The 22205-nt window shown below is 74.8% G+C and carries 20 protein-coding genes; 8 read left to right on the top strand and 12 right to left on the bottom strand.

Translation table 11 applies throughout. The features are described 5' to 3' along the window. Nucleotides 1-16 precede the first annotated feature (16 nt). Nucleotides 17-1264 (bottom strand): extracellular solute-binding protein, encoded by a 1248-nt coding sequence (locus tag ACFYNX_RS13565; RefSeq protein ID WP_388661148.1) that lies wholly within the window; start codon nt 1262-1264, stop codon nt 17-19. Nucleotides 1265-1540: 276 nt separating this feature from the next. On the opposite strand from ACFYNX_RS13565, the gene ACFYNX_RS13570 reads away from it, so the two are divergent. Further along, a complete protein-coding gene (locus ACFYNX_RS13570; RefSeq protein WP_062759802.1) occupies nt 1541-1756 on the top strand; it encodes a dodecin in 216 nt (71 codons plus the stop codon). 109 nt (nt 1757-1865) lie between these two features. Here the strand turns inward: ACFYNX_RS13570 and ACFYNX_RS13575 are convergent, their stop codons facing one another. Beyond that, nucleotides 1866-2354, bottom strand: a complete 489-nt coding sequence (locus ACFYNX_RS13575; protein ID WP_388661151.1) for a hypothetical protein — start codon at nt 2352-2354, stop codon at nt 1866-1868. 43 nt (nt 2355-2397) lie between these two features. Next, a complete protein-coding gene (locus ACFYNX_RS13580) occupies nt 2398-2670 on the bottom strand; it encodes a hypothetical protein (protein ID WP_365543954.1) in 273 nt (90 codons plus the stop codon). Between ACFYNX_RS13580 and ACFYNX_RS13585 the strand changes: the two genes are divergently transcribed. The 5 genes from ACFYNX_RS13585 to ACFYNX_RS13605 all read left to right on the top strand — a co-directional run bounded on the left by ACFYNX_RS13585 (nt 2669) and on the right by ACFYNX_RS13605 (nt 9991). Further along, nucleotides 2669-3595 (top strand): helix-turn-helix domain-containing protein, encoded by a 927-nt coding sequence (locus ACFYNX_RS13585; RefSeq protein ID WP_388661554.1) that lies wholly within the window; start codon nt 2669-2671, stop codon nt 3593-3595. The two genes, ACFYNX_RS13580 and ACFYNX_RS13585, sit on opposite strands and share 2 nt — an antisense overlap. 116 nt (nt 3596-3711) lie before the next feature. After that, nucleotides 3712-6804, top strand: a complete 3093-nt coding sequence (locus ACFYNX_RS13590; RefSeq protein ID WP_388661154.1) for a helix-turn-helix transcriptional regulator — start codon at nt 3712-3714, stop codon at nt 6802-6804. Between the two features lie 81 nt (nt 6805-6885). Then, nucleotides 6886-8148 carry an extracellular solute-binding protein gene (locus ACFYNX_RS13595; RefSeq protein ID WP_388661156.1) on the top strand — a complete coding sequence of 421 codons (1263 nt, stop codon included), beginning with the start codon at nt 6886-6888 and terminating at the stop codon, nt 8146-8148. Then, nucleotides 8120-9112 (top strand): sugar ABC transporter permease, encoded by a 993-nt coding sequence (locus tag ACFYNX_RS13600; RefSeq protein ID WP_365543960.1) that lies wholly within the window; start codon nt 8120-8122, stop codon nt 9110-9112. Before ACFYNX_RS13595 ends, ACFYNX_RS13600 begins: the two co-directional genes overlap by 29 nt. A 15-nt stretch (nt 9113-9127) precedes the next feature. Continuing rightward, nucleotides 9128-9991: a carbohydrate ABC transporter permease gene (locus ACFYNX_RS13605; protein ID WP_388661159.1), complete on the top strand. Its 864-nt coding sequence runs from the start codon at nt 9128-9130 to the stop codon at nt 9989-9991. A gap of 19 nt (nt 9992-10010) precedes the next feature. Here the strand turns inward: ACFYNX_RS13605 and ACFYNX_RS13610 are convergent, their stop codons facing one another. From ACFYNX_RS13610 to ACFYNX_RS13645, 8 genes are all read right to left on the bottom strand, one after another. Then, nucleotides 10011-10748 carry a GPR1/FUN34/YaaH family transporter gene (locus tag ACFYNX_RS13610; RefSeq protein WP_125667630.1) on the bottom strand — a complete coding sequence of 246 codons (738 nt, stop codon included), beginning with the start codon at nt 10746-10748 and terminating at the stop codon, nt 10011-10013. 18 nt (nt 10749-10766) lie between these two features. Then, complete coding sequence (locus ACFYNX_RS13615) at nt 10767-12656, bottom strand: amidohydrolase (RefSeq protein WP_388661162.1); 1890 nt, start codon at nt 12654-12656, stop codon at nt 10767-10769. Beyond that, on the bottom strand, nt 12653-13606 hold the full coding sequence (locus ACFYNX_RS13620; RefSeq protein WP_365543969.1) for an alpha/beta hydrolase: 954 nt from the start codon (nt 13604-13606) through the stop codon (nt 12653-12655). Before ACFYNX_RS13620 ends, ACFYNX_RS13615 begins: the two co-directional genes overlap by 4 nt. Before the next feature lie 84 nt (nt 13607-13690). Further along, nucleotides 13691-14521, bottom strand: a complete 831-nt coding sequence (locus tag ACFYNX_RS13625; protein ID WP_388661165.1) for an alpha/beta fold hydrolase — start codon at nt 14519-14521, stop codon at nt 13691-13693. Nucleotides 14522-14584: 63 nt separating this feature from the next. Continuing rightward, a complete protein-coding gene (locus ACFYNX_RS13630) occupies nt 14585-16018 on the bottom strand; it encodes a dihydrolipoyl dehydrogenase family protein (RefSeq protein ID WP_388661168.1) in 1434 nt (477 codons plus the stop codon). Then, complete coding sequence (locus ACFYNX_RS13635; RefSeq protein ID WP_365543978.1) at nt 16018-16599, bottom strand: DNA starvation/stationary phase protection protein; 582 nt, start codon at nt 16597-16599, stop codon at nt 16018-16020. The genes ACFYNX_RS13630 and ACFYNX_RS13635 overlap by 1 nt, the downstream gene beginning before the upstream one ends. 12 nt (nt 16600-16611) lie before the next feature. Continuing rightward, complete coding sequence (locus ACFYNX_RS13640; RefSeq protein WP_388661171.1) at nt 16612-17118, bottom strand: DoxX family membrane protein; 507 nt, start codon at nt 17116-17118, stop codon at nt 16612-16614. A gap of 5 nt (nt 17119-17123) precedes the next feature. Beyond that, nucleotides 17124-17786, bottom strand: a complete 663-nt coding sequence (locus ACFYNX_RS13645; RefSeq protein ID WP_388661174.1) for a hydrolase — start codon at nt 17784-17786, stop codon at nt 17124-17126. 435 nt (nt 17787-18221) lie between these two features. Here ACFYNX_RS13645 and ACFYNX_RS13650 point away from each other — a divergent pair, with 435 nt between their 5' ends. Together ACFYNX_RS13650 and ACFYNX_RS13655 are read left to right on the top strand one after the other, a co-directional pair. Next, on the top strand, nt 18222-19367 hold the full coding sequence (locus ACFYNX_RS13650; protein ID WP_388661177.1) for a M23 family metallopeptidase: 1146 nt from the start codon (nt 18222-18224) through the stop codon (nt 19365-19367). Between the two features lie 79 nt (nt 19368-19446). Next, nucleotides 19447-20145, top strand: a complete 699-nt coding sequence (locus tag ACFYNX_RS13655) for a GNAT family N-acetyltransferase (protein ID WP_388661180.1) — start codon at nt 19447-19449, stop codon at nt 20143-20145. A 39-nt stretch (nt 20146-20184) separates the two neighbouring features. Here the strand turns inward: ACFYNX_RS13655 and ACFYNX_RS13660 are convergent, their stop codons facing one another. Next, complete coding sequence (locus tag ACFYNX_RS13660; protein WP_388661183.1) at nt 20185-22005, bottom strand: lysyl oxidase family protein; 1821 nt, start codon at nt 22003-22005, stop codon at nt 20185-20187. Nucleotides 22006-22205 lie beyond the last annotated feature (200 nt).

A 22205-nucleotide genomic window follows, 5' to 3' on the forward strand; every position in this document is an offset into this window, starting at 1 on the left:
GTGCGAACGCTGAATGCTATTCGGCGAGGGTCTCGGTGATCGCCTCCGACGCCTTGCGGGCCGCCTTCAGCGGGTCCTCGCCCTGGAGGACGGCCGTCATGTAGGGCTTGATGGGGTTGTCCGCCTCGACGTTCGCCCACTGCGGGGAGTTCGGGGTGGCCCGGCCGCGCGCGGCGCCCCGGGCCATGGCGGAGGTGGCCTCCTGGCCGGCGACGACGGAGGCGAGGCCCTTCTTGTTGGGCACGTAGCCCATGGCGCGGGCGAGTTCGGTCTGCCACTTCTCGCCGGCCAGCGCCTTGACGACGTCGAGGGCGGCGGCGCGCCGGGGGGCGTTCTCCGGGATGATGAGGTCGGAGCCGCCGGTGAAGACGGCGCAGGGCTGGCCGGCCTTCTTGCCGGGTATCGGGAAGTAGCCGAGCTTGTCCTTGAGTGCCGGGTCGGCCTTGAGGACCGCGGCGACGGCGCTGGGCGCGGCGATGAGCTGGGCCACGTCGCCCTTGGCGAAGACGTCGGCCTGCGGCGGGTTCTGCTCGTCGGCGTTCTTGGGGCCGGAGCCGAGGGACTGGAGCTCCTTGTAGAAGGCCATGCCGCGCTGGGCCGCCGGGCTGTCGAGGGCGCCCGTCCACTCGCCGCCCTTGTCGACGGCGAGTTCGCCGCCCTCGTCCCAGATGAAGCCGGCGAGGGTGTACCAGTCCTGGCCGGCGAGGTAGATGCCCTGGGAACCGTTCTTGTTGAGCTTCTCGGTGTCGGCGAGCCACTGGTCGCGGGTGGCCGGCGGCTTGTCGATCCCGGCGTCCCGGAACAGGTCCTTGTTGTAGATGACGATCCGGTTGGCGGCGTACCAGGGGATGCCGTACTGGGCGCCGGAGATGTTGCCGGGCTCGGCGAGACCGGGCAGCCAGTCCTCGCTGCCGAGGTCGCGGACCGCCTCCAGGGTGAGGTCGAAGACCTTCTCGGTGTCGGCGTACTGGGCGACCTGGGTGTTGCCGACCTCGATGACGTCGGGTCCGCCGGGGCCCTCGATCGCCTCGGTGACCTTCTTGCCGATGCCGGTCCACTCCTGGATGGTGAACCGGAGTTCGATCCCGTCGTGCTCCTCCTCGTACGCCTTCTTGAAGCGTTCGACGAAGTCCTCGCTGGCGCTGTCCCGCATCAGCCAGATGTTGACGGTCTTCGTGCCCTCGTCGCCCGGCAGCATCCCGCAGCCCGAGAGGGCGAGCGCGGTGGCGGCTGCCAGGGGACAGACGAGACGTCGGTTCTTCACGTGGGTCACCTTCTGCGGTTCAGCACAGGGTCGTGCATAGGGGGCTGACCCGGCATGGGGGGACCGAACGGGACGTTCGCGCGGGTATGTGGCCTGGATTCTGGTCTGGACCAACGGGATGGTCAAGTCCTTGACCGTCCCGTTCCGCCCCCCGGAGAGACGGTCTGTGCCCTTACCGCCGGTAATTCCCGGTGGGCCGTGGGGAGGTCGTCGTGTCGCGCCCCGGCGCGGCCTGGGGCACGGTGGAGGGAACGCACCGAGAGGAGTCCGTCCCCCATGTCGAACCACACCTACCGCGTCACCGAGATCGTCGGCACCTCCACCGAGGGAGTCGACCAGGCCATCCGCAACGGCATCGAACGCGCCTCGCAGACCCTGAGGGGCCTCGACTGGTTCGAGGTGACGCAGGTGCGCGGCCACCTCGTCGACGGCACGATCGAGCACTACCAGGTCGGCCTGAAGGTCGGGTTCCGGCTGGAGGACGAGACCTGACGTACGGGAGCCGACGTACGGGGCCTGACGTACGGGACCGGCCTTCGGGGCACGGTCCCGCAGGCGGGTCCCGGAGGCCGGTCTCCGGGACCGGCTCCGCGCGGCGGGGTCAGGTCCGGCCCTCCTCCTCCTGCGCCTCCCGCAGCACCTCGGAGGGGGCCGCCCAGCGGGCCCGTACGACGGTGAAGCCGGCCGCCTCCGCCGCGTCGCAGACCTGCGGGTCGTCGTCGACCAGCATCCTGACCGGGCGGTCGGCGGCGAGCCGGCGCAGGATCTCCACCTTGGTCACCCGGGCCGGCCGGAAGTCGCGGTCGCGCCGCATGTGGACCGGCCCCGCGGGGAGCCCCTGCTCCGCCAGCCAGTCCACGGTCGCCCGGCGGCACCGCTCCGGCCGCCCGGTGAGGTAGACGACCTCGCACTCCCCGGCCGCCTCGCGGCACAGCGCGACGCCCTCCTCCAGCGGCGGGTCGTCGGGCGCCGCCGCGAAGAACGCGCTCCAGTCCTTGGGCCTCCGCTCCAGGAAGTGCTGGCGGTGGGCGGTCGCGGCGAGGGTGTTGTCGAGGTCGAAGACGGCGAGGGGCCTGTTGTCCTGGGTCACGGGCCCAGGGTAGGAGGCGCACGCGGGAGGCGATCTAGCGGATTCACGTGATGTGCCCGGCGCGGCCGGCCGGAAGGCTGGTGTCCCAGCACAGCCGCCGGAGGAAAGAACACATGTCGTCGCGCACGCCGACACCGACGCCGACACCGATGCCGGTGTCGAGACCGATGCCGATGCCGGTACCGACGCCCGTCGCGCCGGTCCCGGAGCCCGGGCCCCCCGGCCGCACCCGCTTCACCACCGACGGGGTGCCGTCCGCGCGGCGCCGGGCGTACTGGCGGGAGGCGTTGGCGACGACGTTCGGCTCCGTGGACATGACCGTGCCGGACGAGGTCCGGTTCGGCACGATCCGGACGGCACCGCTGGGGCGCGCCCAGGCCGTCACGGTGGAGGGCGAGCCCCAGACGGCGCGCCGCACGCGGAGCCTCATCGCGGGCAGCGACAACGAGGACTTCGTGGTCGTGAAGCTGCTGCACCGGGGCGGCGCGCGGGTCGAGCAGGACGCGCGGGACAACGCGGTGCGCCCCGGGCAGCTCTTCGTGTACGACATGGCGCGCCCCGTCCGGCTCACCCTCCCCGAGCCCTTCGAGACGAAGTCCCTGGTGCTGCCCCGGGCCGTGCTCGGCCTCGACGAGTCGGACCTGTCCCGGATCACGGCCTCGCCGCTCGGGTCCGAGACGCCGGTCGGCGGACTCCTCGCGCCCTTCCTGTCGCGGCTCGTGGACACCGCCGAGGTCTGTCCGGAGCCCGCCGGCGAACTGGTCGCCCGCAACGTGGTGGACCTCCTGACCGTCCTCGCCGACGAGCGGCGGGGCGTGGACGCCCAGGACTCGCCCAGCGGCGCCCGGGTGCTGATGGCGCGGATACGCGCCCACATCGACACCCGTCTGGCCGACCCCGACATGACTCCGGCGACCGTGGCCCGTGCCCACCACATCTCCGTGCGCTACCTGCACAAGCTCTTCGAGGGCGAGGGGGACGGCGTCACCGTCGGCCGCTGGATCCAGCGGCGCCGGCTCGAAGAATGCCGGCGGATGCTGGCCCGCCGGGACGGGGCCGGCATCACCGTCGCCGGCGTCGCCCACCGCTGGGGATTCAGCAGCGCCTCGCACTTCGGCCGGGTGTTCCGCGCGGCGTACGGCGTGTCCCCGGCCGACTGGCGGGACACCGCCGCACCGGCGTGGACGGTCCCGGTCCCTCGGACGGAGGAGGCGCGGGAGCCGCGCCGTCCGGCCGCATGACCGACCCGTGACTCCTTGTCGGATGTGCCCGGATGTGCGTTGAGCTGCGGTTCTTGCCATAGTGACCCCCTGGGAACGCTCCGACGCCGGTGACGGCGGCCTCGGACGGTCCGTGTGTGTACCAGGGGAGGGGCGAGGTGGCGGGGTCGGGCGGACCGCTGTCCCGGCGCGGTCTGCGCGGCCGGGAGGGCGAACTCGCGAAGCTGCGCGCGCTCGTCGCCTCCGTCGCCCACGGCGGCAGCGGTCGCCTCGCCTTCCTGCGCGGCGAGGCGGGCATCGGGAAGAGCACGCTGCTCGCGGAGACGGTCGCCCTGGCCGAGGAGTCCGGGTACTCCACCGGCGTCGGCAGGGCCGACGAGCTGCACCACCTCGTGCCGCTGTCCTCCCTGGCGGGCTGTCTCCGGGCCGGCGACCGGCCGCTGCTGTCCGGCGACGCCTTCGCCGACCTCGCCCGCCACCACGACCAGCGGATCCGGCTCGTGGAGCGGCTCGCCGAGGCGATCGAGACGAGGGCGGACGGGGCTCCCGTGCTGATCGCCCTCGACGACGTGCAGTGGGCCGATCCGTTGAGCCGGTTCGCCCTGCGGCAGTTGCCCGGCCGGCTGCGGGCCTCTCCGGTCCTGTGGCTGCTGACCGGGCGGACGGGGCCCGCGGGCGCGGGCGAGGAGGTCCTCGCCACCGCGCGGGACCGGCTGCCGGTGACGTCGCTCCCCCTGGGGCCGCTGTCCACCGCGGCCATAGGCCAGCTCGCCGGGGACGCGCTCGGCCCCGGCGTCGACGAACGGACCCGGGCCCTCCTGGACGACGCCGCGGGGAACCCCTTCCTCGCGGTGGAGCTGCTGCGCGGGTTGCGGGCGGCGGGGAGCGGGGGCGAGTTCGTCGAGCGGCGCGCGGAAGGCAGTGCCGCAGGGGCCAGTACCACAGAAAGCGGTGACGAAGCCGTCGGCCGGGCCACGGGGAGCGGGGGCGAAGTCGTCGGCCCGGCTGGCGGTGACGGAGGCGAAGTCTTCGACCGGGCCGCAGGGGGCGGTAACCGAACTGTCGAACGGCTCGCTGAGAGCGGAGGCGAAACCGGCGAACGGCCCGGGGGGCGTGCCGTCGGGCGAACCGGCGGCCAGGACGCCGTCCGGTCCCGCGTCGCCCCCGTGCCGCCCGGCCTCGTGGCCGGGGTGCGCGGCAGGCTCGGCTCCCTGGCCCCGGACACCCTGCGCTTCCTGCGGGTGGGCGCCGTGCTGGGGCGGCGCTTCGCCTTCGACGACGCGGCCGCGCTCTGCGCCCTCCCCCCGGCCGCGCTGATCGCGGCGCTCGACGAGGCCGTGCGGTCCGGGCTGCTCGACGACGACGGCGCGCTGCTGACCTTCCGGCACGACCTGCTGCGGCAGGCGGTGTACGCCGACGTCCCGCCGTCGGCGCGCAACGCGCTGCACCGGGCCGCCGCCCACCGGCTCGTCGCCTCCGGGCACCGGCCGATCGACGCGGTGTCGCACGTCCTGCGCGGCGCGCAGCCCGGCGACGAGGAGGCCGTCGTCCTCCTGCGCCGGGCGGCCGACGACGTCCTGTCGGTGACGCCGGGGCTCGCGGCCGACCTCATGGCGCGGGCCCTGGAACTCGTACGGCCGTCGGACGCCGCGCGGTTCGACGTGGGCGAGCAGGCCGTCGTCTGCCTCACCCGGGCGGGGCGGAACCGGGAGGCCCTGGCGACCGGTGACCGGCTCCTCGCCGAGCAGCCGCCGCTGGCGGTGTTCGGGCGCCTGCAGGCCGCCCTCGGCGGGGCGTTGTGGAACCTGGACCTGGCCGAGGAGCTGTGCCGCCGGGCCGAGGCCGCCCTGGCCGTCGGCGGGACGCCGTCCGCGGTGAGCGCCCGCCTGTCGGCGCTGCGCGCGCTCGCCCTGTCACGGGGCCGGGACCTGGACGCGGCCCGGTCCGCGGGCGAGGACGCGCTGGCGGCGGCGGTCGCGACGGGAGACCGCTCGGCCCACGTCCAGGCGCTGTCCGCGCTCGGCGAGATCGCGCTCAACGCGGGTGACGGGGCCGCCGCTTCGGAGCGCTTCACCGCGCTCAGCGCCGTCGACCGGGCCTTCCGGCCCGAGGAGGTCGTCGCCCACCAGCACGTGGACCGGTTCGACCGGGCCGGGGAACTCCTGGAGCGGGCCGCCGGGGACGGGGACTCGCACCGCCAGGCCATGCTCCTGTGGGCGCAGGCCCAGCAGCACCTGGGCCTCGGGCGGCTCGACGACGCGGAGGCGCACCTCGTGACGATGGAGCGCCTGGAGGACGACCTGCGGGCGCCGGTCCAGCAGGTGAACTCCCGGGTGACACGGGCCGGGATCGCGCTGCTGCGCGGCGACCGCGCGGGCGCCGGAAGGCATCTGGCGGAGGCGCGGGAGCGGACGGCGGTGAAGCCGAACCCCGGGAACCGGGCCGCGGTGTGCTTCCTCGAATCCGTCGTCGCCGCCCACGACGGGGACGTCCGGGACGCCGTGGAGGCGCTCCACCGGCTCGGGCGGATCGGTCCGTTCATGCGCTGGCGGCTGCTGCGCACCCGGGTCGGCACCGCGGTCGGCATCGCCCTGCGGGCCGGGGACCGCGGGCTGGCGGACGACCTGGCCGGGCAGGCGGCCGCGCACGCCGCGCGCAATCCGGGGGTGCCGACGGCGGCGGGCGTGGCGGCGCTGGCCGCCGGGCTCGCCACCGGCGACCTCGCCCTCCTCGACCGGTCCGTGTCCCTGCTCGCGGCCGGCCCCCGCCCGCTGGTCCTGGCGTCCGCCCGGGCCGGACTCGGGCGGGCGCTGCTGTCGGCCGGGCGGGCGGCGGAGGCCCCGGCGGTCCTGTCGGCCGCCCAGGAGGCCTTCGCCGCCTCGGGCGCGTTCGCGGCCGCGGCCGACGCGCGGCTCCTCCTGGACGGCGCCGGTGCGGGCGGCACGCGAAGCGCGGGTGCTGGTGCGGGGCGCCCCTCCCCCGTACGCGCACGGCCCGTCCAGGGCTGGGAGGCGCTCACCGCCTCGGAGCGGAAGGTGGCCCGGCTGATCGCCGCGGGGCACACCAACCGGTCGGCCGCAGACGCCCTCGTCGTCTCCCCGCACACCGTCAACACCCACCTCACGGCCGTCTTCCGCAAACTGTCCGTCACGTCGCGCGTGCAACTGACCCACGTGGTCCTGGCCAGGGGCGACGCGGAGCGGGAGGCCCCGGCGGGCCGTCTACGCTGACCGGACACGTTTTCGAGCGCAGCGGCATCCACAGGAGCAACGCATCCGCAGGAGCAGCGCACCCGCAGGAAGGGCACCACCGTGAAAGCACCAGCAGGACCGGCGAAGCGACCCCCCGCCGCCCTCGCGGCGGCCGTCGCCCTGGTCCTGGCCGCCACCGCGTGCGGCACCGGCTCCGGCCCGGGGGGTCGGGCCGACGGCCGTACGGAACGGGTGACGTCCCTCACCGCGCTCGACTACTACACGGACACCACCGAGCACGCCCACTGGGGCGAACTGCTCACCGGTTGCGGCGAGAAGGCCGGGGTGACGGTCGAGCACCGCAGTGTCCCCGCGCCCTCGCTCGTGCCCACGGCCCTGCGGCAGGCCTCCGCCGGGACCCTGCCCGACCTGCTGATGCTCGACAACCCCGACCTCCAGCAGTTCGCCCGGTCCGGCGTGCTCGCGCCGCTGCGCGCGTACGGCGTCCGCACCGACGGCTTCGGCGCGGGCATCCTGTCGGCCGGCACGTACCGGGGCGAGGTGTACGGCCTGGCCCCCACCGTCAACACCCTGGCGCTCTTCTACGACAAGCGCGCGCTCGCCGAGGCCGGCGTGCCGGTCCCCCGCACCTGGGACGAGCTGCGGAAGGCGGCCCGGGCGACCACCCGCCCCGGCCGGTACGGCCTGGCGGTCGACGCCGACGCGTCCTTCGAGGCCACCTTCCAGTTCCTGCCCTTCCTGTGGTCCAACGGCGGCGACGAGCGCCGCCTCGACGATCCGCGGGCCGTCGAGGCCCTCGGCCTGTGGACCGGTCTCGTGCGCGACGGGTCCGTGTCCCGGTCCGTGCTCACCTGGAACCAGGCGGACGTCCACGAGCAGTTCCTCGGCGGCCGGGCGGCCATGATGGTCAACGGCCCCTGGCGGATCCCCGCGCTCGACGCGGCGGAGGACCTGGACTGGGGGGTCGTCCCGCTGCCCGTGCCCCGGGCCGGCGACGCCCTGGTCACGCCCCTGGGCGGCGAGGTGTGGACCGTGCCGCGCAACGACTCCGAGGCCCGCCGGCGGAAGGCGGCCGAGGTCCTCGCCTGCCTGAACGGGCCCGCGAGCATGCTGGCCCTGGCCGACTGGCACCACACCGTCCCGTCGCGCCCCGACGTGGCCGGCCGGTACGCCGCGCGGGTCCCGTCGATGGCCGCCTTCGTCCGGAGCGTCGAGGGCGCCCGGGCCCGCACCCGCGCGCTCGGCCCCGCCTGGCCGAGGACGGCCACCGCGATCCACACCGCCGTGCAGGAGGCGGTGTCGGGACAGCGGACGCCCGAGGAGGCACTGCGCCGTGCGCAGCGCACGGCGACGGGCTCCTGAGCGCGGGGCGCGGCCCGGCGGAGCAGCCCGTACGCGACCCGGTTCGGCGGCCCGTACGCGATCCGGCGCGGCGGCCCGGGCGCGGCGGCGGGACGCGGCGGTCCGTGCCGCGTTCCTCGCGCCGGCCGCCGCGTACCTGCTGCTGTTCCTGGGCCGGCCCCTCGTCGACAACGTGACGACGAGCCTGCGGAGCTTCACGGCCGACTCCTTCCTCACCGGCGGGGCGCCGTTCACGGGTGCGGAGAACCACCTCCTCCTGCTGCGGTCGGAGGAGTTCCGGCGGGCCCTCTCCACCACGGCCCTGTACACCGCCGGTTCCCTGGCCGCCCAGTTCGTCCTCGGCCTGGGCCTCGCCCTGTTCTTCCACCGTCGCTTCCCGCTCGCCCGGCCGGTCCGCGCGCTGATGCTGCTGCCGTGGCTGATGCCGCTGGTGGTGACCGGGACGGTGTGGCGGTGGATGCTGGAGACCGACGGCGGCGTGGTGAACGGGGTGCTGCGCGCCCTGCACCTCGTCCGCACCGGCGTCCCCTGGCTCACCGGCACCGACGAGGCCCTCCTGTCCGCGGTCCTCGTCAACACCTGGGTGGGCGTCCCCTTCGCCACGGCCCTCCTGTACGGCGGCCTTCAGGGGATACCGCGCCAGGTCCACGAGGCGGCGCTCCTGGACGGAGCGGGACCCGTGCGCCTCTTCCGGTACGTCACCTGGCCCCTGCTGCGGCCCACCGCGGGCGTCGTCCTCGTCCTCGGCGCCGTCTACACGCTCCGGTCGCCGGACGTGGTGCTCGTCCTGACCGGCGGCGGGCCCGCCGGCGCCACGCGGACCCTGGCCGCCCTGGCGTACGAGCAGTCCTTCCAGGAGCTCGACTTCGGGCGCGCCGCCGCCACGGGGAACGTGCTCGTGCTGGTCTCCCTCGTCCTCGCCCTGCTCCACCTGCGCGCCGGCCGGCGCGCCCGGACCCCCTGAGACGGAGGAGAACCGTTGTTCCCCGTACGGCCACGACGGCGGCGGGGCCGGGCGACCACCCTCGTCGCGGTCGTCCTGCTCGCGCTGACGCTGTCACCGGTCCACTGGATGGTGACCGCCTCCCTGCGACCCGCGGAAGGACCGTGGCGGGACGGGTGGTTCCCCGCGGACCCCTCCGCCGCCGGATACGCGGCGGCGCTGCACGAGCAGGGCGGCCATCTCGTCACCAGTCTGGTCGTGTCCCTCGGCACGGCGCTCCTCAGCCTGGCGCTTGCCGCTCCGGCGGCCCACGCCCTCGCGCTGCGCCCCATCCGGGGCGCCGGCGCGTTCCTCTTCGGCGTGCTGCTGCTCCAGGCGGTGCCCGGCGTCACCGTGGCGAACGCGCTGCACGGCGCCTACGCCGACGCCGGGCTCCTCGACTCCCACCTCGGCCTGGTGCTCGCCGACTCCACCGCCGGCGTCCCGTTCGCGATCCTCGTGCTGAGGTCCGCCGTGCGGGCGATCCCCCGGGAGGTCGTCGAGGCGGCGCTCCTCGACGGCGCGGGGGCGGTGCGCCTGTTCCGTTCCGTGGTGCTGCCGCTCAGCCGGAACGCGCTCATCACCTCCGGCGTCTTCGCCTTCCTCTTCGCCTGGGGCGACACCCTGTTCGCGCTGACCCTGACCACCTCCGACGCCGTCCGGCCGGTCACCCTGGGCGTCTACGACTACCTCGGCGCCCACAGCACCCGGTGGGACGCGACCATGGCCACCGCCGTGCTCGCGTCCCTCCCGGCGGCCGTGCTCCTCGTCGTGGCCCAGCGCCACGTCACCGACGGCGCCGCTCGGAGCGTCCGGTCGGGGCGGTCCACCACTCATGGTTCCCCTTCTCCTCCTCGGTGATCCGCGCCCAGGAGGCCGTTCACAGGGTCCTCCGCACGCCCGCCTGGCGTTCCAGGTTCCGCAGTTGCACCGCGAGGTCGCCCTCGACGGCCGTGTGGGCCGGACCGCTGCGCCCGATGGGCAGGACCTCCTCGCTGCGCATGTCCTCCAGCATCAGGGCGAAGGCGGCGTACGTCGCCACGAGCGCGACCAGGAGTCCGAGGGCGCCGGCCGTGTACGTGAGCCATTCGGCTCCGGTGAGCCCGGCCACGCCCGTGGCCGCCCAGCGCGGCAGGGAGACCACGAGCACGGCCCACAGGGCCCGCTTGGGCCGGGTCACGGCCACCATCAGCGCCCCGAAGCACAGGAACGCCAGGTTGAACACGCCGAGCACCCGGTGCCCGCCGGCCGCGTCGGTGCCGATCACCAGCGCGTACGCCAGCCAACTGCCGGCGAAGGTGCCCATGAGGGTCGCCGCGATGACGTCCCGGGCGCCGAAGGCCAGCACGCTCACGAGGAGTTGCAGGGCGAAGGCGGGGAGGACGCACAGGGCGACGGCCGTGCGGTCCCCGGCCTCGAAGACCCCGAGCTGGAGGCAGGCGGTCATCACGGAGGCGATGGCCACCGTGAAGAAGCCCAGGGGCATGGGCGAGGCGATGGGGCGGAGGGTGATCCGGGTCATCGCCCGCAGGTCGGGCTCGAAGCGGCGCCCGGGGGCGCCGGGGACGGGATCCGGCTCCGGCTCCGTCCCCGCCTCCGTGTCGGTCTTGGCATTCATACGGGTTCCTCGTTCGGTTCAGTGGGTGAAGCAGGGGTCCACGAAGGGCTGCGGCGCGCCGGGCGCGGAGCCCCGTGCCGCGCGCCAGCGGCGGTGCGCCTCGGACTCGGCCACGGTCTGCGCCATCAGCTCGGCCTGGCGCGCGCCGCCCGCCCCGTACCCGCCGAAGCGGGCGACCGGCGACCATTCCGGGGCGATCGGCGGCAGGGCCTCGTCGAGGCCCTCGTACTCGGCGGTCGCGTACACGATGCGGCCGCCGACGACGGTGAGGACCGACTCGATGTCGGGGATCGCGGCGTCGGGGACGGTGAAGTAGTCGTCCGAGAGGACCGTGAGGTCTCCGTAGAAGCCCTCCCGCAGCACGCCCTTGACGTCCTCCTCGCCGGTGAGCCGCGCCCCGCCCCGGGTGTAGAGGGCGAGGGCCGTCTCCCGGCCGAGCAGTTCCGGGCCCGGCCGGAGGGGGGTGCCGCCGACGGTGCGTCCGGTCACGAGCCAGTGGAGCGAGACCCACGGGTTGTACGAGGAGACGCGGGTCGCGTCGGTGCCGGCGGCGACGGTGAGCCCCCGGTCGAGCATGGCCCGGACGGGCGGGGTGCGGCCCGCCGCCGCGGCGCCGTACCGCGCCAGGAAGGCACCGCCCTGGAAGGACATGCGGTTCTGCACGGACACGGCGCCGCCGAGGGCGGCGATCCGGTCCAGGCTTCCGGCCGAGACCGTCTCGGCGTGGTCGAACAGCCAGCGTCCGGCGCCGGGGAAGAGGCCCTCGGCGGCGAGCTTCTCGAAGACGGCCAGGTCGCGGCGGATGGTCTCGTCGTACGTGGCGTGCAGCCGGAAGCCCCAGCCGTTCTCCGTCAGGAGCCGGACCGCCTGCTCGAACTCCGTCTCGTACCCGGCCGCGAGTTCGGGCCGGGGCTCGGAGAAGTTCTCGAAGTCGGCGGCGGCCCAGGTCAGGTTCTCCCCGGCGCCGTTGAGCCGCAGCCACTCGTCGCCGTCCCCGGGCCTCACCGTCTCCGTCCAGCGGCGGAGGTCGGCGAGCTCCTGCCCGGCCGTCTGCGGGAACAGGTGGTAGGCGATGCGCAGCGACAGCTCCCCCGAGCGGGCCAGGTCGACGACGGTGGCGTAGTCGTCGGGGAAGTTCTGGAAGCCGCCGGCGGCGTCGACCGCCGAGGTCAGTCCGAAGCGGTTGAGCTCGCGCAGGAAGTGCCGGGTCGACGTGCGCTTGTCGGCCGCGTCGAGGGCGGGCGCCCTGGCGAGGGTGGAGTAGAGGAGCAGCGCGCCGGGGGCGGCGAGGAGCACGCCGTTCGGCTCGCCGTCCCGGCCGCGGACGATCTGTCCGCCGCGCGGGTCGGGGGTGTCGCGGGTGTATCCGGCGGCGCGCAGGGCCGCCCGGTTCATCAGCGCCGACTGGTAGAGGTGCAGGACGAACACGGGGGTGTCGGGGGCGGCCGCGTTCAGTTCGGCGACGGTGGGCATCCGGCGCTCGGCGAACTGCTCGGCGGTCCAGCCGCCGACGACCCGGATCCACTGGCCCTTCGGGGTGCGGCCGGCCTGCTCGCGCAGCATGGCCAGGGCCTGGCGGAGGCTGCGCACGCCGTCCCAGCGCAGTTCGAGGACGTAGTTCAGGCCGCCCCGGATGACGTGCAGGTGCGAGTCGTTGAGGCCCGGGACCACCCGGCGGCCGAGCGCGTCGACGACCCTGGTGTCCGGGCCGACGAGCGGCGCGAGTGCGTGGTCGTCGCCCAGGGCGGCCACCCGGCCGTCGCGGATCGCGACGGCGCGGGCGTGCGGGCGGTGAGGGTCGCCGGTGAACACCTTGGCGTTGCGGACCAGGAGGTCGGCGTGCGCGGCCGCCCGCCGGGGGGCGGGCACGAGGCCCGCCACCGGCATGCTCGTCGACGGGCCCGTCATGCCAGGGCCTTGCGCAGGGTGGTGACCGCGAGGCCGATGGCCAGCTCCGCCGCGTGCGTCTCGCGGAGCGCGTTCAGCATCACGAAGTCGTGGATCGTGCCGAGCACGCGCAGGGCGGTGACCGGCACTCCGGCGGCGCGGAGGCGGGCCGCGTACGCCTCGCCCTCGTCGCGCAGGACGTCGGCCTCGGCGGTGATCACCAGGGCCGGCGGCAGTCCGGCGAGCTGCTCGGCGGAGGCGCGCAGCGGCGAGGCGGTGATCTGCGCGCGCTCGGCCGGGTCGGTCGTGTACTGGTCCCAGAACCAGCCCATGGCCTCGCGGCGCAGGAAGTAGCCCTCGGCGAACTCGTCGTACGAGGCGGTGTCGCAGGAGGCGTCGGTGACCGGGTAGAACAGCACCTGCTGGAGCAGGCGCACGTCGCCGCGCCGCTTGGCCATGAGGGTGAGGGCGGCGGTCATGTTGCCGCCGACGGAGTCGCCGGCGACGGCGATGCGGGTGCCGTCGAGGTCCTTGTGGTGTCCTTCGCGGGCGACCCACTGGGCGACGGTGTAGTTCTGCTCGACGGCGACCGGGTAGCGGGCCTCGGGCGACAGGTCGTACTCGGGGAAGACGACGGCCGCGCCGGCGCCGACGGCGAGTTCGCGGACCAGCCGGTCGTGGGTGTGGGCGTTGCCGAAGACCCAGCCGGCGCCGTGGACGTAGAGGACGACAGGGAGGGGGCCGGTGCTGCCGCGCGGGCGGACGATCCGGGCGCGGACGTCGCCGGTGGGCCCGCCGTGCACGGTCACCCACTCCTCGTCGACGGCGGGCAGCGGGACGCCCTCGCCGCTCTGGACGTCGTCCACGGCCTTGCGGCCGTCGGCGACGGGGATCTGGTAGAGGTACGGCGGCTGGGCGGTGGCGTCGGCGAACGCCTGGGCGGCGGGCTCGAGTACGGGCTTGTCGGTCATGGCGGGGTGCTCCTTCGGGACGGGTTGCGGGGGGGTCCGGGGTGGTTTTCGGCGGGGGTGAAAAGGGAGGACCGGCGGGTGCGGTCAGCCCAGGAAGTCGAGCAGCGCGCTGTTGACCTCGTCGGCGTGGGTCCACAGCAGGCCGTGCGGGGCGCCGGGCACGATCGTCAGGCGGGCGCCGTCGATCAGGCCGGACAGCGGGACGGCGGTCGCCTCGACGGGCAGGGTGCGGTCGGCGTCGCCGTGGACGATCAGGGTGGGCACGTCGATGCGCGGCAGGTCGGCCCGGAAGTCGGTGAGCCAGGCCTGCACGCAGTCGAGGGTGCCCTTGGCGGAGGCGCCGACGGCGACGTTCCAACTGGCCCGGACGGCCTGCTCGCTGATGCGCTCGCCGCCCAGGACGTCGACGTTGTAGAAGTCGGCGAGGAAGTCCGTCATGAAGGCGTGGCGGTCGGCGGCGATGGCCTCCTGGATGCCCTCGAAGACGCTGCCGTCGACGCCGCCGGGGTTGTCGTCGGTCTTGAGCAGGAAGGGCGGGACGACGCCGATCATGACGGCCTTGGAGATGCGCTCGGAGCCGTAGGAGCCGAGGTAGCGGGTGACCTCGCCGCTGCCCATGGAGAAGCCGACGAGGACAGCGTCGCGCAGGTCGAGGGCGGTGAGCACGGCGTGGAGGTCGGCGGCGAAGGTGTCGTAGTCGTAGCCGTACGCGGGCTGGTCCGAACGGCCGAAGCCGCGCCGGTCGTAGGTGACGACCCGGTGGCCGGCGGCGAGGAGGGCGGCGGTCTGCTTCTCCCAGGAGGCGCCGTTGAGCGGCCACCCGTGGATCAGGACGACCGGCTGCCCGGTGCCGTGGTCCTCGTAGTAGAGCTCGACGGGGGCGGACTCTCGGTCGGCGACGTTGACGAAGGGCATGGGGGTACTCCTTGTGCGGGTGAGGGATGAGAGGAAGGAGAAGGAGGAAGAAAGCGGTCGGGCCTAGAGGCCGTACGCCTCCAGGAGGCGCAGCCAGACCTCGCTGACCGTGGGGAACGCGGGGACCGCGTGCCACAGCCGGGTGAGCGGCACCTCTCCCACGACGGCGACCGTGGCCGTGTGAATGAGTTCGGTGGCCGGCGGCCCGGTGAGGGTGCAGCCGACGACGACCTGGCGGGACTCGTCGACGACGAGCGTGGCGAGGCCCCGGTAGCCGTCCGCGTGGAGCGCGGCGCCGGCCACCTCGTCGGTGCGGTACGTGACGACGCGGACCGGGATCCCGGCCTCGCGCGCCGCGCGTTCGGTCAGGCCGACGCGGGCGATCTCGGGGTGGGTGAAGACGGCCTGCGGGACGGCGAAGCGGTCGGCCGCGGCGCTCCAGGGCTGGAGGGAGCCGGTCGCGGGCCGCCGTCCGGCCGCCCGCTCCGCGATCGCCGCGGCGCAGGCGCGGGCCTGGTACTTGGCCATGTGGGTCAGCGGCGCGCGGCCGTTGGCGTCGCCGACGGCGTAGAGCCAGTCGCCGTGCGGCAGGGTCACGCGACACGTGTCGTCGACCGGCAGCGGGCCCCCCGCGGGCAGGCCGACCGTGTCGAGGCCGAGGTCGTCGGTGTTCGGCAGGCGGCCGGTGGCGGCGAGGACCTCGTCGCAGACGAGGACGGAGCCGTCGTCCGTGTCCACGAGCGCCTCGCGGGTCGCCGGGTCGCGGCGCACGCGGGTGGCCGAGACCCCGAAGCGGACGGTGACGCCGAGGGAGTTCAGGCCCCGGGCCACCTCTTCGCCCGCGCACGGCTCCCAGTCGGTGAGCAGGGCCCGGTCGCGGACGAGGAGGGTGACGGAGGAGCCGAGGGAGCTCCAGGCGGTGGCCGACTCGCAGGCCACGATCCCGCCGCCGATGACGACGAGCCGGGCGGGCACGGCGTCGGCCGTGGTGGCCTCCCTGCTGGTCCAGGCGCCGATCCGGTCGATGCCGGGGACCGGCGGCAGGGCGGGGCGGGTGCCCGGGGCGAGGACGACCGCGTGCCGGGCGCGCAGGGTGCGTGCGGTGCCGTCGGCGCCGGTCGCCGTGACCAGGCGCTCGCCGGCGAGGCGGCCGTGCCCCCGTACCAGCGTCACCCCGGCGCCGCGGAGCCACTCCGCCTGGCCGGTGTCGTCGCCGCGGCCGGTGAACCGGTCGCGGCGGGCGAGGACGGCGGCCGGGTCGAGCGGCCCGGTCACCGCCTGCCGGGCCCCGTCGACGGACCGGGCCGCTCCGCGCGCCGCGCCGGGCCGCAGCAGGGCCTTGCTCGGCACGCAGGCCCGGTAGGAGCAGTCGCCGCCGACCGCGTCCTTCTCGACGAGGGCCGTGGTCAGTCCGGCGCGGGCGGTCCGGGCGGCGGCGACCTCGCCGCCCGGACCGCCGCCGACGACCACGACGTCGTACGTGTCGGTGTCCGGCATCAGCCGCGTACCAGCGGGGTGTCGACGAGGTGTTCGGCGAGGAACCACACCTGGGCCTCGCCGGCGCGGATGACCTCGGAGACGATCAGGTCGGTGCTGCCCTCGTCGCCCTCGGCCGAGATGCGGGCGGCGGCGTCGCGGGCGTCGGTGAGGATCCGCTCGTGGGCGTCGAGCAGCCGCGACAGCATGACGGGGACCGGCTCGACGCCGTCGGGCGGGCGCGGGACGCAGGTCAGTTCGGCCGCGTGGCGCGGGTCCCCGACGGCGACGCCGCCGAGGCTCTGGACCCGTTCGGCCAGCGCGTCCACGATCGCGAGCTGGCGTTCGGCGTGCCGGTCCAGCATGAGGTGGAGGGAGTAGAAGGTGGCTCCGCGCATGAGCCAGTGGTGCTTCTTGTAGAGCCCGTACAGGATCTGGGTGTCGGCGAGGAGGTGGTTGAGGCGCTGACAGGCGTACATGCGGGTGTCGTGGCCGAGGGCGATCGGGAGCTGCTTGAGCGTGCCGAACGCCTGGATCTCCTCGCCCTTCTGGTGCAGCAGCGGCTGGCCGCCGCTCCGGAGGGCGGTGGGTGCGTGGTTCATGGGGTGCTTCCGTTACGGGGTGGGGTGGGTGGTGGGTCCGGCGCGGTGCAGGAGGAGCCGGGCGAGGAGCCCGGAGGCGACGCCGAGCGCGAGGACGGGGGCCGCCCACCACGCGGGGTACGGGGCGAGGCCGAGCGCGGCGTCGGCGGACCGGGCGCCGGGGCCGGTGGCGGCCAGTGCCGTGGCGGTGCCGATGAGGACGAGGGGGTACTCGTAGCCGTCGTTCTGCGCCCAGAGCCCGTGGGGGCGCTTCACGGTGAGGGCGACGGTCATGACCCCGACGGCGCCGGTGGCGGCCGCCGGGGTGAGGAGCCCGGCGGCCAGGAGCAGGCCGGAGCCGATCTGGCCGCCGCCCGCGGCGAGGGCCGTGAGGGCTCCGCCGCGGAAGCCGTCGGCCCGGAACTCCTCGGCGCCGCCTTCGAGTCCCCGGCCGCCGAGGCGGCGGCTGACCTTCTGCACGCCGTGGCCGGCGATCAGGAGCCCCACCAGCAGACGCAGGATCAGAATGCCGGTGTCCACGGGTCTCAGCCGGCGGCGTGCGCGCCGATGACGGTCTGCGCGTACACGACGCCCAGGCCGTACGCGCCCGCGTGGGCCTTGACGATCTCCATGACCGCGCCGTACGTCTCCTGGCGCGCCCAGTCGCGCTGGAGCTCCAGGAGGACCTGCACCCAGGTCACGGGGACGGCGCCGGCGGCCACCATCCGCTGGAGGGCGTGCTCGTGGGCGGCCGGGGTGACGCCGCCGGACGCGTCGGCGACGACGTACACCTCGTAGCCCTGCTCGAGCGCGGAGAGGGCGGGGAGGACCAGGCAGACCTCGGTCCACAGGCCGGACAGGACGATCTTCTTGCGTCCGGTCGCCCTGACCGCCTCCACCAGCGCCTCGTCCTCCCAGGCGTTCATGGTGGTGCGGTCGATGACCTCGTTCTCCGGGAAGACCTCGGCGAGCTGCGGCAGCAGGGGCCCGGAGAAGGACTCGGCGGCGACCGTGGTCAGGACGGCCGGCACGTCGAAGGCGCGGGCCGCCTTGGCGAGGCCGACGGTGTTGTTGATGATCGCGGCGCGGTCGCCGCTGCCGGTGCCGAAGAACATCTGCGGCTGGTGGTCCACGAAGAGCATGACGGCGTTGTCGGGCGTGATCAGGTCCGCGCCGGGAGCGGCGTGCACCTGCGAGGCGTCGAACATGTGGGGTCCTCTCGAAACGGTGGGAACCCGTTCGCCGCGACCTGCGGCGAACGGAACGCCTCGAAATTACGGCCGGCGGGAGCCCCCGTTTGTTCCGTCCGCGCACAGCTCCTGGCACCACAGTGCACACTCCCCGCCGCAGCGCGGTGCGGCGGCGGACGGCTGTGTCCTGAGGCGCTCGCGGTCGCCACCGAGGGCCGGGCGGGCGGGTCCGGCCATCGCCATGGGGCCGATCGATGACGACGCCTTGACATGGTTGACGCGCGTTGACGAGGAACGCCACACTCGGTCAGGTACACGACAAAGTGATGGGGGGTCACGTCGTGCGCGGACGCGCTTCGCGCTCCCGCCTCCCCCGGCTTCCCGCTCGTTCCGGCACCGCACCGGTGCCCGCCTTCCGGCGGGCCCTTCTCCTCCGTGAAAGGAACACCGCTCGTGCTCTCTGGCCTCCCCGCGAGAATCGCCCTCACCGCCCTCGCCGTCACCGGCCTGCTGGCCGCCGCTCCTTCGGCGCCGACGCCCCCCGCGGCCCGGGCCGCGGCCGCCACGACCGCCGCCGGGTCGCCGCCCGCGGGCGCCACCGTGAAGATGCCGACGGGCGTCACCGTGAAGATGCCGGCCGGCGTCGCCGACCGCCTCGGCACCGACCGCGCGGCACTGGTGGACGCCGTCTCCGCCGACGTCCTCTCCCGGTCCCACGACGTCGAGGGCCTCGCCCCGGCGACCGCCCTCGGCAGGCTCGCCGCCGAGGGCCGCACGGTGGTCGTCGACGTGCGCGGCGTCTCGCGCGACTGGGCCCGGGGCGTCGCCTACGTCGAGGCCCCACGCGCACGGCACGGCGCGCCGGAGGGCTGGCTCTACCTCGCCCACCGCGAGGACGGGCGATGGGTCCCGGGCCTGGAGGGCGACCGCGAGTTCGCCGACCAGGTGGCCGAGTCCCCGCTGGTCGGCGCGGCGGAACGGCGGACCATGACGGCCTACGCCGAGCGCGCGGCAGCGCCCCGGACGCGGACACGGCCCCTGGACGCGCCTCCGGAACAGATCTCGCCCGCCGGGACCCAGGCCAACGTCAACGGACTGCTGCTGCCCTGGATGCCGGACCACTACATGACCCTGACCGGCGGTCCGCACGCCCACGACAGCGGATCCGGGTACTGGAGCGCCCTCGACTTCGCCGGCGGCGACGCGAGCGGTCTGGTCCGCTCGTCCCGCGAGGGCACGGCGACCTCGATGTGCGGCGCCGGCGGCGGCTGGACCCGGGTGATCCACCCCGGCGGCTTCTCCACGGACTACTACCACATGCGGAACACGACCTACTACAACGGGACGTCGATCGCCCGCAGTGCCCTGCTCGGCAGCATCGGCACCGACACCTGCGCCGGCGGATCCGCGACCGGGGCCCACGTGCACTGGAGCCTGCGCACCTACGACGCGAACTACGCCGGCCAGTACACCTGGCTGAACGGCCGCACCATCGGCGGCTGGACGTGGTGGAACGGCTCCGCCCAGTACTCCGGCTGCGGCACCCGCCTGGGCGTCACCGCCTGCCCCGGCACGGCGCTCTACAACCGCACCGGCTGACCGGATCCCGGACCCCTCGGCAGCGTTCCCCGGGCCCTGTGGAACAGTGGCGGGCGGTTCCGAGGAAAGGCGACACACGATGACGAACGACGGGGGCGACGGCCTCGCGGTGCTCGACGACCCGGTGGGCGAGTCGCTGCGCGGGCGTCACGCGGGGCTCGGCCGCCGGCACGGCCGGGCCGCCACGTACCTGCCGGAGGTCGCGACCTTCTCGGCGATGCCCGCCGACGCGGACGCGGCGGACTGGGCCGACCTGGCGCGGCTCCTCGGCCGGGAGGCCTTCGCCGACATGTTCAGCTCCCCGGCCGTCCCGCCGCCGGACTGGGAGCCGGTCTTCGTCCTCGCAGGACGGCAGATGCTCCGGTCCGGCGGGTCCTCCGGTGCCGTCGACACCGGCGTGGTGGAGCTCGGCGCGGCCGACGTGCCCGAGATGCTCGACCTGATCGCGCGCACCCGGCCGGGGCCGTTCTGGCCGCGCACCCGCGAACTCGGCACCTACCTCGGGATCCGCGACGGCGGCCGGCTGGTGGCCATGGCGGGCGAGCGGCTCCGGCCGCCGGGCTGGACCGAGATCAGCGCCGTCTGCACGGATCCCGAGGCACGCGGACGGGGGCACGCCGCCCGCCTGGTGGGCGCGCTCGCCGACCGGGTCCTGGCCCGGGGCGAGCGCCCCTTCCTCCACGTGGCCGAGAAGAACACGACGGCGATCGCGCTCTACGAGCGGCTCGGCTTCACGACCCGGAAGCACGTGACCTTCCGGGGCTTCCGCACCCCGTGACCGCTCCCCCGGTGTGCGCGGTGTACGCGGCGTCCGCGATCAGTTCGCGTTCACGAGGTCGTGCGCCGGGACCGTCACGGTCCGCTTCCCCGGCTTGCCGCCGAGGACGACCTTGCGCAGGGCGCTGTTGTTGTCGAGGTCGGTCTCCTTCAGCCGCTTGGCCGGGTTGGCCAGGACCTGGATGTAGTAGGTGCCGTTGGGCACGTCCGTGATGTCGAAGGACTGGCCCGGCAGGTCCTGGGTGTAGGTGTCGCCGGAGCCGACGTCGAGCACCTCGCGGACGGAGATCGAGTTCTCCTGGCCGCAGGCGGTCGCCAGGTCGGTGTTGTACGGGTGCCAGTTGGCGTTCTTCACCGTGTAGTCGACGGCGTCGGTGTTGGCCAGGCAGAAGGCCTCCTTGCCGCTGCGGACCGCCTCCTTCTTGTCGGCCTTCAGGAGCCGGTAGCTGGCGAAGTCGGTGAAGTGCCAGTGGACGTGGCCGGGGCGCGGGTCCCACTCCATGGTGCCGGTCGGGGTGTAGCCGACCTGCTTGCCCTTGGCGTCGTAGAAGTACTGGTAGGCGTCCATCTTCGCCTTGCCGGGCGAGCGGAAGCCGTCCACCACGAGCTGGGCCGGTCCGGCGTTCCACACGTTGGCGCTGAAGGCCAGGTAGTCCTTGCCCGGGACGTTCTCCGTGCCGTCGCTGATGGTGATGCCGTACGCGGGGAGCGAGCGCAGGTCGGGCTTGGGGACGTCCGGGACGGAGGCCTTGCCGGTGGGCCGCTCGGCGGCCGGCGCGAGGGCGGGCGCCTTGCGCGAGCCGTCGGTCTGCCCGGTCGTGTCACCGGTCCGCGCCCCGGCCGCGTCGGCGCCCCGGGCGCCGGCGAGCTCGGCCTGCCGCTTCTTCAGCGCCCACGGGAGGGCCGGCGGGGCGGCCTTCAGCGGTCCGTGGCCCACGTTGTACGAGGGGGTGGCGCCGCTGGTCTCGGGCGCCCCGGCCTGGACGGGCTTCACCGGGCCGTGCCCGGCGTGCGCGGCGTGACCGGCGGGCGCCTGGTGGGCGGCGCCGTGCCCACCGGCCGTACCGTGCCCGGCGTGCTCGCCCGCCGTGCCGTGTCCGGCGTGCTCGTCCGCGGCGGCCGAGCGGGCGGCCCCGACGCCGTTGCCCTCCTCCCAACTGCGCTCCTGGACGGTGACCTTCACCGTCGCGGGCTTGTCGGCGATGCCGAAGAGGTCCCGGTACTTCTTGGCGACCCCGACCCTGGCCGTGTACGTGCCCGCCGCGAGCTTCACGGGCTGGGTGTAGGAACCGGCGTAGGTGTTGGAGGCCCACCCCTTCTCGACGCCCCACACGGAGCCGAGGGTGAAGGGGTTGGTGGGGCAGCTCTCCGGATACTTCGAGGTGGCGGGCGCGTCGGGCCGGATCCGGCCGCTGGCGTTGTTCGGGCAGAAGCTCTCCGCGCGGCTGAGGACCTTCTTGCCGGCCTTGTCGGTGAGGGTGATCTCCGCGAAGCCGGGCAGCCCGGAGAAGTCCTTCACGGTCCCCTGCGGCAGCACCTTGGACCTGGCCTTGCCGCCCTCGTACACGGTCTGGGTGAGGACCACCGGGTCCTTGTAGGACTTCCGGGTCGCCCTGAGCTCCAGCGGCGTCCCCTCCGCGGTCAGATAGGTGCCCAGGTCCAGGTAGACGCCCGGGTCCTCCTTCCAGGAAGTGAGCGTGACCGAGCCGGTCGCCGCGACGAGGCTCAGCCTGGGGCCCGTCGCGGCCTTCGCCTGCTCCGGCGAGGCGGCCATGAAGCCGGCCGTCACGGCCATGGCGGCGACGGCCGTGGTGCCGGCGAGCAGCGGACGCCTCAGCCGGTGGGTGCGGGTAGTGGTCATCGTTCCCTCGTTCTCGACGCTGTGCGAAGAAGGCGGACAGCGGGGCACGGCCCGGCGGGACGGAAGGCCCGTCCGGCCGGCGCGGCGAGAGGCACTCGCCGCGCCCGTGCGGTGAGAGGAGGGGATCCGGCGCCCGGTTGTCCGGGGAGTCGAAATCGTCGGGATGTTGGCCGAATAGCGCCGCCGTGAGGGAAACGGCC

Origin of the sequence: Streptomyces sp. NPDC007872 (genome assembly GCF_042868165.1) — a bacterium.
Lineage (GTDB): Bacteria > Actinomycetota > Actinomycetes > Streptomycetales > Streptomycetaceae > Streptomyces.

What these genes read in the sequence shown, in the direction of transcription:
- ACFYNX_RS13570 (WP_062759802.1), top strand. Translation starts at nt 1,541, where the DNA reads ATGTCGAACCACACCTACCGCGTCACCGAGATCGTCGGCACCTCCACC.
- ACFYNX_RS13585 (WP_388661554.1), top strand. Translation starts at nt 2,669, where the DNA reads ATGACCGTGCCGGACGAGGTCCGGTTCGGCACGATCCGGACGGCACCG.
- ACFYNX_RS13580 (WP_365543954.1), bottom strand. Translation starts at nt 2,670, where the DNA reads ATGTCCACGGAGCCGAACGTCGTCGCCAACGCCTCCCGCCAGTACGCC.
- ACFYNX_RS13610 (WP_125667630.1), bottom strand. Translation starts at nt 10,748, where the DNA reads ATGAATGCCAAGACCGACACGGAGGCGGGGACGGAGCCGGAGCCGGAT.
- ACFYNX_RS13615 (WP_388661162.1), bottom strand. Translation starts at nt 12,656, where the DNA reads ATGACGGGCCCGTCGACGAGCATGCCGGTGGCGGGCCTCGTGCCCGCC.
- ACFYNX_RS13620 (WP_365543969.1), bottom strand. Translation starts at nt 13,606, where the DNA reads ATGACCGACAAGCCCGTACTCGAGCCCGCCGCCCAGGCGTTCGCCGAC.
- ACFYNX_RS13625 (WP_388661165.1), bottom strand. Translation starts at nt 14,521, where the DNA reads ATGCCCTTCGTCAACGTCGCCGACCGAGAGTCCGCCCCCGTCGAGCTC.
- ACFYNX_RS13630 (WP_388661168.1), bottom strand. Translation starts at nt 16,018, where the DNA reads ATGCCGGACACCGACACGTACGACGTCGTGGTCGTCGGCGGCGGTCCG.
- ACFYNX_RS13635 (WP_365543978.1), bottom strand. Translation starts at nt 16,599, where the DNA reads ATGAACCACGCACCCACCGCCCTCCGGAGCGGCGGCCAGCCGCTGCTG.
- ACFYNX_RS13645 (WP_388661174.1), bottom strand. Translation starts at nt 17,786, where the DNA reads ATGTTCGACGCCTCGCAGGTGCACGCCGCTCCCGGCGCGGACCTGATC.
- ACFYNX_RS13655 (WP_388661180.1), top strand. Translation starts at nt 19,447, where the DNA reads ATGACGAACGACGGGGGCGACGGCCTCGCGGTGCTCGACGACCCGGTG.
- ACFYNX_RS13660 (WP_388661183.1), bottom strand. Translation starts at nt 22,005, where the DNA reads ATGACCACTACCCGCACCCACCGGCTGAGGCGTCCGCTGCTCGCCGGC.